The organism is Mycolicibacterium sp. MU0050, from assembly GCF_963378085.1.
Classification (GTDB): Bacteria; Actinomycetota; Actinomycetes; order Mycobacteriales; family Mycobacteriaceae; genus Mycobacterium; species Mycobacterium wendilense.
In genome coordinates this window covers 3,240,258-3,254,985 of sequence record NZ_OY726395.1, presented here as the reverse complement: position 1 = coordinate 3,254,985, position 14,728 = coordinate 3,240,258, and the positions used below count along the sequence as shown (strand labels likewise).

Annotated in this window: 16 protein-coding genes and 1 pseudogene; 9 read left to right on the top strand and 8 right to left on the bottom strand. The window is 67.0% G+C overall.

From position 1 onward, the window contains the following. Positions 1-15 precede the first annotated feature (15 nt). Together R2K23_RS15400 and R2K23_RS15395 are read right to left on the bottom strand one after the other, a co-directional pair. Positions 16-900, bottom strand: coding sequence for a phosphoribulokinase (locus R2K23_RS15400; RefSeq protein WP_126334611.1), 885 nt, complete (start codon positions 898-900; stop codon positions 16-18). A gap of 26 nt (positions 901-926) precedes the next feature. Further along, a complete protein-coding gene (locus R2K23_RS15395; RefSeq protein ID WP_316510453.1) occupies positions 927-2,000 on the bottom strand; it encodes a class 1 fructose-bisphosphatase in 1,074 nt (357 codons plus the stop codon). A 117-nt stretch (positions 2,001-2,117) separates the two neighbouring features. Here R2K23_RS15395 and R2K23_RS15390 point away from each other — a divergent pair, with 117 nt between their 5' ends. Both R2K23_RS15390 and usfY read left to right on the top strand, forming a co-directional pair. Further along, positions 2,118-2,552, top strand: coding sequence for a DNA-binding transcriptional response regulator (locus tag R2K23_RS15390; RefSeq protein ID WP_316510452.1), 435 nt, complete (start codon positions 2,118-2,120; stop codon positions 2,550-2,552). Then, positions 2,549-2,860: a protein UsfY gene (gene usfY, locus R2K23_RS15385; protein WP_316510451.1), complete on the top strand. Its 312-nt coding sequence runs from the start codon at positions 2,549-2,551 to the stop codon at positions 2,858-2,860. Before R2K23_RS15390 ends, usfY begins: the two co-directional genes overlap by 4 nt. 141 nt (positions 2,861-3,001) lie before the next feature. Here usfY and R2K23_RS15380 read toward each other — a convergent pair whose 3' ends face one another. The 4 genes and pseudogenes from R2K23_RS15380 to R2K23_RS15365 form a co-directional block, all read right to left on the bottom strand. Continuing rightward, positions 3,002-4,633 carry a SulP family inorganic anion transporter gene (locus R2K23_RS15380; RefSeq protein WP_316510450.1) on the bottom strand — a complete coding sequence of 544 codons (1,632 nt, stop codon included), beginning with the start codon at positions 4,631-4,633 and terminating at the stop codon, positions 3,002-3,004. Then, positions 4,630-4,995, bottom strand: coding sequence for an ArsR/SmtB family transcription factor (locus R2K23_RS15375; RefSeq protein WP_126334607.1), 366 nt, complete (start codon positions 4,993-4,995; stop codon positions 4,630-4,632). Before R2K23_RS15375 ends, R2K23_RS15380 begins: the two co-directional genes overlap by 4 nt. Before the next feature lie 98 nt (positions 4,996-5,093). Further along, positions 5,094-5,867, bottom strand: a pseudogene (locus R2K23_RS15370) (NAD(P)/FAD-dependent oxidoreductase); the annotation flags it as partial. Positions 5,868-5,905: 38 nt separating this feature from the next. Then, entirely contained in the window at positions 5,906-7,285 is a 1,380-nt protein-coding gene (locus tag R2K23_RS15365) for an MBL fold metallo-hydrolase (RefSeq protein ID WP_316510449.1), read from the bottom strand. Between the two features lie 208 nt (positions 7,286-7,493). Here R2K23_RS15365 and R2K23_RS15360 point away from each other — a divergent pair, with 208 nt between their 5' ends. The 5 genes from R2K23_RS15360 (at position 7,494) to R2K23_RS15340 (ending at position 10,443) form a co-directional block, all read left to right on the top strand. After that, positions 7,494-8,087: a rhodanese-like domain-containing protein gene (locus R2K23_RS15360; protein WP_316510448.1), complete on the top strand. Its 594-nt coding sequence runs from the start codon at positions 7,494-7,496 to the stop codon at positions 8,085-8,087. Between the two features lie 6 nt (positions 8,088-8,093). Next, entirely contained in the window at positions 8,094-8,993 is a 900-nt protein-coding gene (locus R2K23_RS15355; RefSeq protein ID WP_316510447.1) for a sulfite exporter TauE/SafE family protein, read from the top strand. 102 nt (positions 8,994-9,095) lie between these two features. Next, a complete protein-coding gene (locus R2K23_RS15350; protein WP_126334601.1) occupies positions 9,096-9,365 on the top strand; it encodes a metal-sensitive transcriptional regulator in 270 nt (89 codons plus the stop codon). Between the two features lie 18 nt (positions 9,366-9,383). Beyond that, positions 9,384-9,803 carry a DUF302 domain-containing protein gene (locus R2K23_RS15345; RefSeq protein ID WP_316510446.1) on the top strand — a complete coding sequence of 140 codons (420 nt, stop codon included), beginning with the start codon at positions 9,384-9,386 and terminating at the stop codon, positions 9,801-9,803. A gap of 163 nt (positions 9,804-9,966) precedes the next feature. Then, positions 9,967-10,443 (top strand): homocitrate synthase, encoded by a 477-nt coding sequence (locus R2K23_RS15340; protein WP_316510445.1) that lies wholly within the window; start codon positions 9,967-9,969, stop codon positions 10,441-10,443. Between the two features lie 3 nt (positions 10,444-10,446). On the opposite strand, the gene R2K23_RS15335 is transcribed toward R2K23_RS15340, so the two are convergent. Further along, entirely contained in the window at positions 10,447-11,934 is a 1,488-nt protein-coding gene (locus R2K23_RS15335) for a cytochrome P450 (protein WP_316510444.1), read from the bottom strand. Between the two features lie 128 nt (positions 11,935-12,062). On the opposite strand from R2K23_RS15335, the gene R2K23_RS15330 reads away from it, so the two are divergent. Both R2K23_RS15330 and R2K23_RS15325 read left to right on the top strand, forming a co-directional pair. Then, complete coding sequence (locus R2K23_RS15330) at positions 12,063-12,713, top strand: TetR/AcrR family transcriptional regulator (protein WP_316510443.1); 651 nt, start codon at positions 12,063-12,065, stop codon at positions 12,711-12,713. 26 nt (positions 12,714-12,739) lie between these two features. Further along, on the top strand, positions 12,740-13,681 hold the full coding sequence (locus R2K23_RS15325; protein WP_316510442.1) for an SDR family oxidoreductase: 942 nt from the start codon (positions 12,740-12,742) through the stop codon (positions 13,679-13,681). Here R2K23_RS15325 and R2K23_RS15320 read toward each other — a convergent pair. Further along, entirely contained in the window at positions 13,605-14,720 is a 1,116-nt protein-coding gene (locus R2K23_RS15320) for an AAA family ATPase (protein ID WP_316510441.1), read from the bottom strand. The genes R2K23_RS15325 and R2K23_RS15320 overlap by 77 nt on opposite strands. Positions 14,721-14,728 lie beyond the last annotated feature (8 nt).

Genomic DNA, 14,728 nt, shown 5'->3' with positions numbered 1-14,728 from the left:
GCCCCGGCCTCGAATCTATCCCTCGGCCAGCGCAGCTTTACGCCGCTCGAGCAGCCTGAGGACCATCGGCGTGAAGATCAGCTGCATGGCCAGATCCATCTTGCCGCCCGGGCACACAATGGTATTGGGCCGAGACATGAACGAGCCGTGCAGCATCGACAGCAGATAGGGAAAGTCGATGCCGTGCGGATCGCGGAATCGGATGATCAGCATCGACTCGTCCGCGGTGGGGATCGCCCTGGCGATGAACGGGTTTGAGGTGTCCACTACCGGAACCCGCTGAAAGTTGACGTCGGTATGCGAGAACTGGGTGCACATGTAGTTCACGTAATCGGGCATCCTGCGCAATATCGTATCGGCGACCGCCTCGGAGGTGTATCCGCGGGAAGCCCTGTCGCGGTGCAGTTTCTGAATCCACTCCAGGTTGATCACCGGAACCACCCCGATACGCAGATCGGCGTAGCGGGCCACGTCGACCTCGTCGGTGACGATCGCGCCGTGCAAACCCTCGTAGAACAGCATGTCGGAGCCGTCCGGGATGGCCTCCCACGGGGTGAACGTTCCGGGCGGCTGGTCGTAGGCTGCGGCCTCGTCCTCGTCGTGCAGATACTTGCGCACCTTCCCGCTGCCGGTGTCACCGTAGGACTGGAACAGTCCCTGCAGTTCCTCGAAGAGGTTACCGTCGGGGCCGAAATGACTGAACGCGTTGTTACCTTGCTCGGCCGCTTGGGCAATCGCGGCCTTCATCCCGGCGCGATCGTAGCGGTGGAAGCTGTCACCCTCGACGTACACCACGTTGATTTCTTCGCGCCGGAAGATCTGTTCGAAGGTTCGCATCACCGAGGTGGTTCCGGCTCCCGAGGATCCGGTGATGGAGATGATGGGGTGCAGACGTGACATGGTTTACCTCGACTCGGATCCAAAAGTCATTGCAGGGCAGCGCGGAACAGTCCTCGCTCGCCGTACAGCGGCGACGAGGGTGGAAGGTCGTTCTTCTCTCTGTGGTACTCCTCGATCTTGAGCACTTCTTCGGCGGCACCGAAGACCAGCGGCACCCGCTGGTGGATCTGCGTGGGTACAACGTCGAGCAGTCGGGAACGCCCGGTGCTGGCGATGCCGCCGGCCTGCTCGATGAGCAACGAGATGGGGTTCGCCTCGTAGAGCAGTCGCAGGCGGCCGGGCTTGCTGGGGTCCTTGGAGTCCCGCGGATACAGGAAGACCCCGCCGCGGGTCATGATCCGGTGTGTTTCGGCCACCAGCGAAGCAACCCAACGCATGTTGAAATCCTTGTGCCGCGGACCGGTACGCCCAGCCAGACATTCGTCGATGTAGCGGTGGACCGCGGGCTCCCAGAACCGTCGATTTGAGGTGTTGATCGCGAATTCGGTGGTGGTGCGCGGGATCTGGATGGACGGACTGGTGAGCACGAACTCACCCATGCCGCGGTCCAACGTGAAGGCATGCACACCGGTGCCCACTGTCAGCACCAGCACGGTTGCCGGACCGTAGATCGCGTAACCGGCGCAGACCTGCTCGCAACCCGGTTGGAGGAACTCCTCGACGGTGGGATCCTCGCCGGGTGATGGTGCGCGCAGGATCGAGAAGATGCTTCCGACAGAGACGTTGACATCGATGTTGGAGGAGCCGTCCAGCGGGTCGAAGACCAACAGGTACTTCCCGCGCGGATACTGCGTCGGCAGCAGGTAGGGCTCATCGAGCTCCTCGGACACCATGCCGGCGACCTGGCCGGTCCACTCGGTGGCCCGCAGGAAGTAGTCGTTGGCCAGTACGTCGAGCTTGTGCTGCACTTCACCTTGCACGTTGATCGCGTTCGCGCTGCCCAGTACGCCGCCGACGGCGCCCTGGCCGAGCCGGTAGGCGATGGCCTTGCACGCCAACGCGACATCGAGAATCAACCCGTTGAGGTCACCGCTGGCGCCGGGATGTCGGCGACGTTCCTCGATGAGAAACTGCACCAGGGTCGTGTGATTAGCGAGCATGGTTTCCAGCCTGGGGCACCGCATCCGATGGACCATCACCCCGGCGGGTGGCTCGGCAGGGGATAGTGCCCGCAATGGCTGGTGCGGTGCGAGCGGACCGGCCTAGCATCCTCGGGCATGCGAGTCCTCATCTACAGCAGCGATGCTGCGACCCGCCGCGAGATCCGGCAGGGGCTGCGTGCCGACACCGATTGTCTCGAAGTCGGCACGCAGGCCGTGCTGCTGGCGCACATCGAAGCCGCGGTGTTCGAGGTGGCGATCCTGGACGGGGAGTCCACCCCAGCGGGCGGGATCGGTCTCGCGAAACAGCTGCGGGACGAGTTCTCGACGCTGCCGTGGCTCATTGTGCTCACCGGCAGGCCCGGTGACGGTTGGCTGGCCCGCTGGTCGGGCGCGGACGCGGTGCTCTCGCGGCCGATTGATCCGTTCGCGCTGGCCGCGGCGGTGTCCGCGGCCCGCGATTCGCCTCCTCCCATCCCCCTGATGGGGGATGGGAATCGGAGCGGATCGAGCCATTGTGACAGGCACGTACTGACCCTCGAGGAGGCATGATGGGCGACACACATCACGATCCGACCGATCACTTCCGCACGACGAATCAGCATGCGGGCGAGCACATGATCGACGTGTACTTCTGGCCGGGGTTGTTCCTGCTGGTTATGGGGGCGGCCGCGGTGATCGGAGCGGTCGCGTCAGCGGCCTATGGCCATTCGACTGGATTCGCCCTGATGGCCCCGACCGCGGTCGGGGCGACGATCGTTGGCGCGCTGTGGATCGGTTACGAACGGCGCCGGGTTCGCCGCATCGAAGCGCGGTGGCTGTCGGCGCACCCCGGCCATCCGCGCGTCGGTATCCATTGACGGTTGAGCGCCGCTCAGGCTTTGGTCGATGGTGGGCGAAGTGCTTGCCATCGGTGCGGTCGGGCCGGGGTCCACTGAGCAAGTAGGCCCCGGCCCGAAACCCTTTGCTCGTACTGGGTTTCACCGACGAGGAGCGCGACGTCAATCCGACGACGCGGCGTGACTGCGGGCGTGTGCGATCGCGTCGTCGAGGGAGTCGATGAGGTGGTTCTCGTGGCGCAGCGAATCGATGACCCCGACGTTGGTCAGCAGCTTCAGGTGCTCGGCTTGCACACCCTTGATGATGACGGTGATGCCGCGCGACTCCAGTTCCTCGGCGATGCGGCCCAGGGTGTGCGCTCCGGTGGCATCGAGCATGCCCAGTTGCGACATCCGGATGATGACCACCGTGACCTCGGGTTGGTCGGCACCGGTGATGCTGGTCGAAATGCGTTCGGCCGCACCGAAGAACATCGCGCCGTCGAGTCGCAGCAACGCGATGCGCTCGTCCCCGGGCTGTGCGGGGCCGGGTAGCCTCTCGCGGGTCACGCTGCTGCGCCGGGCCACCGAGCGCAGCGCGAAGAACGCGGCGACCAGGATGCCGATCTGCACGGCTTCGATGAGGTCGAAGCACACCGTGATCGCCGCCGTCAGCACGAAGGTCAGGGCATCCGAGCGTGTCGAGCGCAGGATGGTGAGGATCGTGGCGCGCGAGATCATCCGGAACGCCGTGACCATCAGGACCGCCGACAGCGCCGCCAACGGGATGGTCGAGACCGGCCCGGTGGCCAGGTACACCACCCCGAGCAACAACAACGAGTGCACGATGGCCGCGACGCGGGTGCGGGCCCCGGAGCGCACATTGACCGCGGTGCGGGCGATCGCGCCGGTGGCCGGCATGCCGCCGAACATCCCCGAGGCCACCGAGGCGAGGCCCTGTCCGACCAGTTCACGGTCGGGGTCATACGGTCCGGTCGGTGCCATGGCCGCCGCGACGCGCGCCGAAAGCAGCGATTCGATGGCCGCGAGCGCGGCGATGGCCAGCGCCGCGCCCAGCAGGGCCCGCAGCGCGCCCAGGTCGGCGTGGGGCAGGATCGGCGCGGGGAGATGATTGGGCAGCTCGCCGATGCGAGCGACCTGGAGGTCGAGAGCGATGACCAGCAGCGTCGCGGCGACGACCGCGCTCAACGACTCCGGGATTGAACGATGCAGCCGGGGCAGCCCGATCATCAAAGCCGCGGCGAACGCGACCACCGCCAGAGGCGGTGCCGCCGTGCTCCATTCGACCGCCGTGAGGACGTCCCAGGCTGCGAATAGGGCGGTCTTGCCCCCGGGGGTCGGCTGGCCGACGGCGGCGGGGACCTGCTGCAGGAAGATGATGATGGCGATGCCCAGGGTGAAACCTTCGATCACGGGCCACGGGATGAAGGTGACGGCGCGGCCCAGTCGGGTGATGCCGGCGGCCAGCACGATGATTCCGGCGAGCACCGTGACCAGGGCGATGCTGCCCAGTCCATAGACCGCGACGATGGGGGCGAGGACGACGGCCATCGCGCCCGTGGGGCCGGAGACCTGCACGTGCGATCCGCCGAAGACCGCGGCCACCAGACCGGCGACGACCGCGGTGACCAGTCCGGCGGCGGCACCGACTCCGGAGCTGATGCCGAACGCGAGCGCCAGCGGCAGAGCGACCACGCCCACGGTGATGCCGGCGACGATGTCCTGCCGCCAGGAGCGGGGGAGTTCGGCGTAGTCGGTGCGGTGCGGCAGTAGGCGGGCCAGGGCCGACGTCACCGCGGGCCCTTGATGGGGGGCAGGGCCCGCAGGGCCTCCAGGTGCTTACCGGCCGTCGACAGGGAGTCGGCGAGGAAGGTCCGGGAGATCGACAGCAACGCGGCGACCTTCGGGTGCGCCAACCGGTAGAAGACGGCGTTGCCGACGCGTTCGGCCGTGACCACCTGGTGGCGCTTGAGCACCGCCAGGTGTTGCGAGAGCAGCGTGGCCTCCATCCCGGTCTCGGCGAGGATCTCGCTGACCGGGGTGGGCTCGGCCGCCGCCGAGAGGATCTCGAGCACTCGTATGCGGGCCGGGTGGGCCAGCGCTTTGAACAGGTTCGCCTTGATCTCGTAGAGCGGCTTGTCGGACTCGAACGGCATCCGCGATTCTTTCATTTTATGGATTGACGGAATTATCAATCCACTATACGAATGCTTGGTGGGGCCGGCAACCGGTGCCAGGGCAGTCCGGCGCCGACTTGGTGCGGTGTCGCGTGCAGCATGTCGTAGGACAGCATGTCGGTGCCGCCGGAACCGTTGACACTGCCGACCGCGATCTTGCGGGAGGCGGAGTCAACGGCGGTCACCTCGGCCTCGGTGTGCACGGTGATGCCGTAGTCGGCTGCCACCCCGTCGAGGCTGTCGGCAATCGCGGGGATCCCGAACAAGCGTGGTGTGGGGATCACCAGATGAACGTCGATGTCGTTGAGTACGCCTTGGCGGCGCCAGTAGTCACACGCCAGGTAGGCGATCTTCTGCGGCGCCCCCGCGCACTTGATCGGACCGGACGGCATGGCGAACACGGCACTGCCGGACCGGGTCTCTCGGATGAAATCCCACGTGCGCGGGGCCAGGTCGTAGCGGTAGTTCGACGAGACACCGCCCTTGCCGAGGGCCTCCTCCAGGCCCTCGGTGCGCCGCCAGTCCAGTTGGATTCCGGGACAGACCACGAGCACCTCGTACCCGTGATCCGTCCCGTCCGCGCAGGTGACCATGTTGCGGTCGGGGTCCACTCGTACCGCCGAGCTGCGGATCCAGGTGGTGCTCTTCGGCAATACCGAGGCCATGGGGCGCTTCGTCGTCGCGGCGGCGGCGTGACCGCCGCCGACGAGCGTCCACAGTGGTTGGTAGTAGTGCTCCGCGGACGGCTCGATGATCGCGAGGTCGCGGTGGCCCTTGCGGGCCAGTCGCGCGGCCACCGAGACGCCGGCCGTGCCGCCGCCGACGATCAAGATCCGATGCCGGGTGGTCATGATGGGTGGTTCCCTTCTTCGTGGATGCCCCGATGTTCCTAGGCGTTCTGACGGGCTTCCGCCCAGGCGTTGTAACCACCCAGGATGTCGCTGACATCGGTGAATCCCTTGTGCCGCAGCAGGCTCGCTGCCACCGACGACCGGTAGCCGCCGGCGCAGAAGACGACGGTGGGCTTGGTCGGATCCAGCTCATCGTGCCGGGCGGGCAACTGCCCCACCGGGATGCCGACCGCGTTCGGGATACTGCCGCCCTCGACTTCACCGGGATTGCGGACGTCGATCACCTGCAGGTCGGTCAGCTCGTTGGTGCGCTGGTCGAACGCCGGCGCGGTCAACCGGGAGGCCCTCTGAACGTCGTCGGGATGGTTGATCATCGCTTCGAACGGCTGCTCCAGGTAGCCGATCACCCGATCGAATCCGATCCGGGCCAACCGCGTCTTGCCTTCTTGCTCGTGCCCCGGCTCGGTGAACAGCACGATGTCGACGTCGGACGGCACCACCGACCCCGCGTACTCGGCGTAGCGGCCTTCCAGGCCCACGTTGATCGCGCCACGCAGGTGGCCCTGCGCGAACTCCTCGGGGGCGCGACCGTCCACCAACACGGCCCCGGCGGCGGCCGCTTCGCGGACCTGTTCGTAGGTCATCGCGGCCGGCATTTCGGTTTCGTCGTACAGTTCGCGGTCCTTGCGGTTGAGGATCGCGTCGTAGACGAAGTAGCTCGGGGCCGGCGGCTGGTCCGCGGTGACCAAGTCCATGAAGCGTTCCCGGGTGGGGGCGCGCAACGCGTAGTTCGACTGCTTCTGCGCGCCGATGGTCGATGACAGGTCGGTGGACAGGTTCTTGCCGCATGCCGACCCCGCGCCGTGCGCAGGATAGACCCGGGTGGCTTCCGGCAGCGTCATCAGCTTGTTGTGCAGCGAGTCATACAGCTTGTGCGCCAACTCTTCTTGGGTGAAGCCGATCGACGCCAGGAGGTCTGGCCGGCCCACGTCACCGATGAACAGCGTGTCCCCAGTGAGCACCCCGTAGGGCGCCTCATCGTCGGCGTGCTCGTAGATGACGATGCTCATGGACTCGGGTGTGTGCCCCGGAGTGTGCCGGAACTCCAACGTCACCTCGCCCAGCGAGTAGCGTTCGCCGTCGGCCACACCCATGGATTCGAACTCGGTCTCGGCGACCGAGGAGTAGACGATCTTGGCGCCGGTGGCCTTCGCCAGCTCCAGATGGCCCGACAGGAAGTCGGCATGGAAATGCGTCTCGATGACGAGTTCGATGGTGAAGCCGTACTTCTCAGCGTCGGCCAGGTATTGACCCACGTCGCGCTGCGGGTCGACAACGACTGCGCGCCCGGTGTTTTCGTCGGCGACCAGGTACGACGCGTGTGACAGGCACTCCAGGTAGTACTGGATGAACTTCATGTCGGATTCCTTTCGGGAGAACTTTCACTCTGTGTTGGCTGGGCCTGATGACCCCGAGCCTGATATACCCCTACGGGTATAGCAAGTGCCTCGCGAGGTTTAATTATTCCGGTGTTGCAAATACCCCCTGGGGTATGCATACCATGCAAGGAGGCATACCCCCATAGGTATATAGAACGCGCGCCACCAAATTTTGAAGGAGCTCTCAATGACCGTCCCCGCAACCATCCCCGCGCACGACCTCAGGGCCATGCTCGTCTCGGAACGGCCGCCGCGGCTGCTCGATGTCCGCACGCCGGGCGAATTCGAAACCGTGCACATCGCTGGGGCCTACAACGTGCCGCTGGACCTGCTGCGCGAACATCGCGCTGAGATCCGCCAGCACCTCGACGACGACGTGGTACTGGTGTGTCGCTCCGGTCAGCGGGCAGTGCAGGCCGAGGAGACGCTGCGCAGCGCCGGACTGCTCAACGTCTACATCCTCGACGGCGGCATCACAGCGTGGGTGGCCAGCGGCTTTGCGGTCAACCGCGGCGCCGCCCGTTGGGATCTCGAACGGCAGGTCCGTCTGGTCGCCGGTTTGATCGTGGCGCTCGGCATCTTGGTCAGCATCGTCTTCCCCTGGGCGAAGTGGGTGGCCGGCGCCGTCGGCCTGGGCCTGACCTTCGCGGCACTGACCAACACCTGCGCCATGGGCGCGTTGCTGTCCCGGCTGCCCTACAACCGCGGCGCCCGCTGTGACGCCCAGGCCGTCGTGTGTCAGCTGGTGAATTCCGCTGCTACGGACAAGAAGGCGAGCTGAGCCGCCATGGTTGCGCTCACCATTGCCCTGGCCGTGTTCGTCGGGATCGCCCTGGGCCTGCTCGGCGGCGGCGGCTCGATCCTGACGGTGCCGTTGTTGGCCTACGTCGGGGGCATGGACGCCAAGCAGGCCATCGCCACCTCGCTGCTGGTGGTCGGGGTCACCAGCGCGATCGGCGCCATTTCACATGCCCGTGCGGGCCGGGTGCAGTGGCGCACCGGGCTCATCTTCGGGGCGGCCGGCATGGTCGGGGCCTTCGCCGGCGGCGTGCTGGCCCGATTCATCCCGGGCACCGCGCTGCTGATCGGCTTCGCGGTGATGATGGTCGGCACCGCGGTGGCGATGCTGCGCGGCGGCCGGGCCGAAACCCGCGAGACCGGGGCGCGCCGACTGCCGGTCGTGAGAATTCTGGCCGATGGGCTGGTGGTCGGGTTGGTCACCGGGCTGGTCGGGGCCGGTGGCGGCTTCCTGGTGGTCCCGGCGCTGGTACTGCTGGGTGGGCTGTCCATGCCGGCTGCCGTCGGCACTTCGCTGATTGTGATCGCGATGAAATCCTTTGCCGGACTGGGCGGTTACCTGTCCAGTGTCACCATCGACTGGGGACTGGCCCTGGCGGTGACCGGTGCGGCCGTGGTGGGCGCACTACTGGGCGCGCGGATGACTGCCAAGGTGGATCCCGACGTACTGCGCAAGGCATTCGGGTGGTTCGTGCTTGTGATGTCGTCGGTGATCCTGGGCCAGGAGATCCATCCGGCCGTGGGCATTGCGGGAGCCGCGGTGACGACGCTGGCGGCGGTCGCCGTGTATGTGTGTACCCGCCGGGTGGACTGCTCGTGGCTGCGCCGTGCGGGAGTCGCGAGGTCGATGGGACCGCGCCGGATGCGCAAGCATCCCGCCGGAGTCTAGGTGGGTGGACCCGCGACGGCGGCTGCGCCAAATTACTGCGGCTGCCCGCGCGTCATACCCCGGAGGGTAAAGTTGAGAGCTGAGAGAAAAAGGAGATGCACCATGGTTGGTGACGAAGATGCGATTGCCGCGGTGCTCAACAGGTTGCGTCGTGCGCAAGGTCAACTGGGCGGCGTGATCTCGATGATCGAGGAAGGTCGCGACTGCAAGGAGGTGGTGACCCAGCTGGCCGCGGTGTCCCGCGCCTTGGACCGGGCCGGCTTCAAGATCGTGGCGACAGGCCTGCGGGAATGCCTGTCCGGACAGGGCGCTGACAACCAGGAGCCGATGTCGGAAGCCGAACTGGAAAAACTGTTTCTGGCGCTGGCGTGAAAGGAGTGGTGATCGAGCATGACCGGAACTGATGTGGCACTGAGTACAACCCTGCAGACCAGCTTTGGCGACGCAGTGACACGCACCCGTAAAGCGCTGGCCGATCACGGGTTTGGTGTGCTCACTGAGATCGACCTCAGGTCGACCTTGAACGCCAAGCTCGGCGGCGGCGCCGGTGACGAGGTGGGGGACTACCTGATTCTGGGAGCCTGCAATCCGCAGTTCGCGCACCGCGCTGTTGAAATGTTCCCCCAGATCGGCGTGCTGTTGCCGTGCAACGTCGTGGTGCGCGCCGACCCGGCCCGGGACGGCGCGGTGATCATCGATGCGATGAATCCGCGGCTGATGGTGCAGGTGACCGACGAACCCGCGCTGGGTGAGATCGCCGACGAGGTCGGCCAACGGTTGCAGACCGCACTGGACAGCCTCGGCGCGTAATGGCGTTGCGGCACTGGAATCCGATTGGCTAAGGTGGCGGACATGCAACGGCGTCTTCTCGTAGTAGCGCCCCGCAGCGGGGTCTGATCCAGACCGACCCCCCGCTGTGGGTCGTCAGCTGTTACCCGTCGGTCGCGTCAGTCCGACCAGAGAAGTCCGGCACATGCCTTTGCCCACCAGCACCACCACACCACCGTCGAGCATCGTGGACACGGCCCTGCCGCGCGGCCTGCGCGACCGCACCGCGGGCATGTCCTGGGAGGCGGTCCTGGCCGCCCACGGCCCCACCGTCGGACCCCTGCGGTTGGGCGGTTGGAAGTCCTCCGAATCCCGGCACCAGGGCCGCCGCCCGTGGCTGGGGCATCGAAAATTCCAGGCCACCTTGGCAATTGGGGATCGCATCTGCACTGCGTCGGTGGCCGCCGGCGGTCCGGTGGCCGCGCTGACCGAGATGCTCTACGAAAACGGCTTCCCCGTCGAGATGCTCGAGTTCCACCAGCGCGACACGGGCACGCACACCGTCACCTTCGTGCACGGCAGCAACGGTCTGCGCGACGAGTGGGCGGTGGGTTGGGACTCCGACGCCACCCAGTCGGCGCTGCGAGCAGTGGTCGCCTGCGCCAACCGGGTGTGCGCGTGAGCGTCAGTGCAGCGGGCGCAGCACGATCGGCATACCGTCGATCGGCACCGGCATGCCGCCGTAGTCGTAACGCGGCCGGTAGGTCGGGCTGGCCAGCTCCAACCGGTACTGACGCAGCAACCGGTGCATCACGGTCTTGATCTCGAGCTGGCCGAACACCATGCCGATGCACTTGTGCGCGCCGCCGCCGAACGGGGCGAAGGCGTACCGGTGCTTCTTGTGTTCGGAGCGCGGCTCGGAGAATCGCTCCGGATCGAACTTCTCCGGCTCGGTCCACAATTCCGGCAGCCGGTGGTTGATCGAGGGCCAGGTCACCACGTTGGTACCGGCCGGGATGAAGTACCCCAGCAGGTCGGTGTCGCGCACGGCCTGGCGGAAGTTGAACGGCAGCGGGGTCATCATCCGCAGTGCCTCGTTGATCACCAGGTCGTAGGTTTCCAGCTTCTCGAGCGCCTCGATGTCCAACGGTCCGTCGCCGATGCGCTCGGACTCCTCGCGCAGTCGCTCCTGCCACTCGGGATTGGCGGCCAGGTGGTAGGCCATCGTCGTCATCGTCGAGGTGGACGTGTCATGGGCGGCCATCATCAGGAAGATCATGTGGCTGACGATCTGGTCGTCGGTGAACGTCTGACCGTCCTCGTCGGCCGAGTGACACAGCACGCTGAACATGTCGGTGCTTGCGGTGCGCCGTTTCTCGTCGATCCGGCTGTTGAAGTACTCCTCCAGGGTCTTGCGGGCCTGGATGCCGCGCCACCACTTCAGCGGCGGCACCGGCTTGCGCACGATGGCGTTGCCGGCGCGGGTGGTCGTGGTGAACGCGTTGTTGATGGTGGTGACGAGTTCCTTGTCGGTGCCGGCCGGATGACCCATGAACACCTCGGAGGCGATGTCCAGGGTCAGTTCCTTGACCGCCGGGTAGAACAGGAACCGCGGGTCGTCGGCGGCCCAGTCGTTGGCCACCACCTTCGAGGCCACCGAGTCGATGTGCGGGATGTAGCCGGTCAGCCGGGTGCGGGTGAAGGCGTCCTGCATGATCCGGCGGTGGAACATGTGCTCGTCGAAGTCGAGCAGCATCAGGCCACCCTCGAAGAACGGCCCGATCACCGGGTCCCAGGCGCGCTGCGAGTAGTCCTTGTTGCGGTTCGAGAACACCGTCTGGGTGGCGTCGGGGCCCAGCGCCATCACGGCCGACAGCGCGGGCGAGTAGGAGTAATGCACCGGCCCGTACTTGCGGTAGCGCTCCAGGATGAAGTCGGGGCCGCGGCGGAAGATCTCGATCATGTGACCGAGCACCGGCAACCCGGCGTCGCCCATGATGGGCTTGAGGTCGCTACCGGCGGGCGGGGTGGAGAAGACGAACTGGTCCCACTCCTTTTCCGACAGGCGCTTGTCGAGGGCGCCCATGCCGGGCAGCGTGTTCGGCGTCGGGGTCAGCCGACGCTTCGCCTGGTCGAGCAGGTAGTGCGGGGTGCTGATCGTCGCTCGGGACACCTGGTGCTCCTTTTTGCCGCAAGGGGTGAAGTCGGGCTGTGGCATGTGCCACCTTGCTCTCCATTTCACCGGGTCACTTGACGCGTGTCAAGTTTCCATCCGGTGGTGGCGTGGTGCATGGTTGACGGGTGAGTGTTGAGCAGCGGGGGAAACAGTCGGCGGTCGCGGAGCCCGCGCGCCGCCGCGGCGACAAGCAGCGGCAAGCCATCGTCGACGCCGTGCGCGAGTTGTTGGAGGAGAAGCCCTTCGCCGACCTGTCGGTGAGCGCGATCAGCGATCGCGCGGGGGTGGCGCGGTCTGGCTTCTACTTCTACTTCGATTCCAAGTACGCCGTACTGGCCCACATCCTCGCCGAGGCCGCGCACGAACTCGAGGAACTCACCCACTACTTCGCGCCGCGGGGCCTCGAAGAATCGCCCGCCGAGTTCGCCCGGCGGATGGTCGGATCGGCCGCCGCGGTGTTCGCGCGCAACGACCCCGTGATGGCGGCCTGCAATGTCGCCCGCAGCAGCGATGCCGAGATCCGCAAGGTGCAGGACGATCAGTTCTCCCGGGTGGTCGACCAGATCGTCGCCGTCGTCCACAAGGAAATCGAGGGCGGCACCGCCCGGCCGATCAGCAACGACCTCCCCGCGCTCATCCGGACCCTGGGCGCCACCACCGTGATGACGTTGTCGCGCGACCAGCGGTTCCTCGGCCCCGACGGCGACATCGACCGCGGCGTCCGGGTGCTTGAGCAATTGTGGCTCACCTGCTTGTGGGGCGGCGCCGCCGATTGAGCGATACCGTCGGTATCGTTTCGGCCATGGCGAACACATACGGGGGGAAGCGGTGTTTCATCACCGGCGCGGCCAGCGGAATCGGTCGCGCGCTGGCGTTACGGCTGGCCGCGGACGGCGCCGAACTCTATCTGACCGATCGCGACGCTGACGGCCTGGAAAGCGCCGTCGCCGAGGCGCGTGCGCTGGGTGCCCGGGTACCCGAATACCGCGCGTTGGACATCTCCGACTACGACGCGGTCGCCGAATTCGCCGCCGACATCCACACCAGCCATCCGGCGATGGACATCGTGCTCAACGTCGCCGGGGTCTCGGCGTGGGGCACCGTGGATCAGCTGAGCCACCGCCAGTGGCGCTCCATGGTCGACATCAACCTGATGGGGCCCATCCACGTGATCGAAACCTTCATCCCGCCGATGATGGCTGCCGGGCGCGGCGGCCACCTGGTCAACGTCTCCTCGGCGGCCGGCCTGGTCGCGCTGCCCTGGCACGCCGCCTACAGCGCCAGCAAGTACGGCCTGCGCGGGCTCTCGGAGGTGTTGCGGTTCGACCTGGCCCGCCACGACATCGGCGTGTCGGTGGTGGTGCCCGGGGCCGTCAAGACCGGGCTGGTGCAGACCGTCGAGATCGCCGGGGTGGACCGGGAGGATCCGAAGGTCAGCCGTTGGGTCAAACTGTTCAGCGGGCACGCGGTGTCGCCCGAGAAGGCCGCGGCCAAGATCCTCGCCGGGACGGCGAAGAACCGGTACCTGATCTATACCTCGGGAGATATCCGGGCGTTCTATGCCTTCAAGCGACTCGCGTGGCTGCCCTACAGCGTGGCCATGCGGCGGGTGAACGTGCTGTTCACGCGGGCGCTGCGACCGCGCCCCGACTGGCCCACCGCCGCGCTCAGCGCGACCCCCACTGCCACGGCGGAGCGTCCAGCAGTCCCTGACCGGCTACCAGAGTCTGACCCGACTCCTTGACCAGTTCGAGCACGGAGGCCTGCGCGCCGAGGTGCTCGAGCAGCCGCCGCGAGTGCGTGACCACGAAGACCTGCGTGCGTTCGGCCGCGCCGCGGATGAGGCCCGCCAGTGGCTGGGCCAGGTCCGGATGCAGCGAGGTCTCGGGCTCGTTCAGCACCATCAGCGACGGCGGTTGCGGGCTGCACAGTGCCGTCGCCCACAGCAGGAAACGCAGTGTGCCATCCGACAATTCGGCCGACCGCAGCGGGCGCAGCACACCGGGTTGCTGCAGTTCGACGTCGAAGTAGCCGTCGTTGACCGACGTGGTGATGCTCGCCCCGGGAAAGGCCTCCGCGACCGCTCGCGGCAGGTCGTCGTACCCGGCCTCCAGGACGGTCTGGACGGCAGCGGCGAAGTTGTGTCCGTCGTCGGCGAGGACCGGACTGCGGGTGCCGACCGCCGCGCGTCGGGCGGGCGCCTCGGCGTCGACCCGAAAGCCGTCGTAGAACCGCCAGGCGCGCAATCGATCTCGGACGGCGGCCAACTCCGGCGTCTGTCCGGGGTGGGCGAACTCGGCCAACACGCTGTGATAGGTGGGCAGGGCGCGGGTCAGATCGTCGAACCCGCGGCTGTCATCGGCACAGGCCTGGGCCAGGGGACCGGCGCGGCGCACCAGCGTCGCACCGGACCGGGGCACCGGCCCGGCGAACACCACCTCGCGTTTGATCTCCGGGTCGCGGCCGAACTTGGAGTTGCTGCCGGCCATCTGCGGTAGGCCCAGGTCGACCAGATAGCCGAAATCATCAGCGGCATAACCCAGTTTGAGTTCGACGGTCCGCTGCTTGGTGCCGGCTCCGGCCCACAGCGCGGATTGCAGCCCGCCCTCGCGGGCCAGCGCCGCGACGATCTCTCCGCGCCCGCAATCCGACAGCAACCGGAGCGCCCGATACACCGAGGACTTGCCCGTCCCGTTGGCCCCGGTGAGCACCGTCAGGCGCCCCAACGGCAGCACGATGTCGCGCAGGGAGCGGTAGCCGTGCACGGCTACGGTCGACAACATGTGCCGAC

What these genes read in the sequence shown, in the direction of transcription:
- R2K23_RS15400 (WP_126334611.1), bottom strand. Translation starts at nt 900, where the DNA reads ATGTCACGTCTGCACCCCATCATCTCCATCACCGGATCCTCGGGAGCC.
- R2K23_RS15395 (WP_316510453.1), bottom strand. Translation starts at nt 2,000, where the DNA reads ATGCTCGCTAATCACACGACCCTGGTGCAGTTTCTCATCGAGGAACGT.
- R2K23_RS15390 (WP_316510452.1), top strand. Translation starts at nt 2,118, where the DNA reads ATGCGAGTCCTCATCTACAGCAGCGATGCTGCGACCCGCCGCGAGATC.
- usfY (WP_316510451.1), top strand. Translation starts at nt 2,549, where the DNA reads ATGATGGGCGACACACATCACGATCCGACCGATCACTTCCGCACGACG.
- R2K23_RS15375 (WP_126334607.1), bottom strand. Translation starts at nt 4,995, where the DNA reads ATGCCGTTCGAGTCCGACAAGCCGCTCTACGAGATCAAGGCGAACCTG.
- R2K23_RS15365 (WP_316510449.1), bottom strand. Translation starts at nt 7,285, where the DNA reads ATGAAGTTCATCCAGTACTACCTGGAGTGCCTGTCACACGCGTCGTAC.
- R2K23_RS15360 (WP_316510448.1), top strand. Translation starts at nt 7,494, where the DNA reads ATGACCGTCCCCGCAACCATCCCCGCGCACGACCTCAGGGCCATGCTC.
- R2K23_RS15355 (WP_316510447.1), top strand. Translation starts at nt 8,094, where the DNA reads ATGGTTGCGCTCACCATTGCCCTGGCCGTGTTCGTCGGGATCGCCCTG.
- R2K23_RS15350 (WP_126334601.1), top strand. Translation starts at nt 9,096, where the DNA reads ATGGTTGGTGACGAAGATGCGATTGCCGCGGTGCTCAACAGGTTGCGT.
- R2K23_RS15345 (WP_316510446.1), top strand. Translation starts at nt 9,384, where the DNA reads ATGACCGGAACTGATGTGGCACTGAGTACAACCCTGCAGACCAGCTTT.
- R2K23_RS15340 (WP_316510445.1), top strand. Translation starts at nt 9,967, where the DNA reads ATGCCTTTGCCCACCAGCACCACCACACCACCGTCGAGCATCGTGGAC.
- R2K23_RS15325 (WP_316510442.1), top strand. Translation starts at nt 12,740, where the DNA reads ATGGCGAACACATACGGGGGGAAGCGGTGTTTCATCACCGGCGCGGCC.
- R2K23_RS15320 (WP_316510441.1), bottom strand. Translation starts at nt 14,720, where the DNA reads ATGTTGTCGACCGTAGCCGTGCACGGCTACCGCTCCCTGCGCGACATC.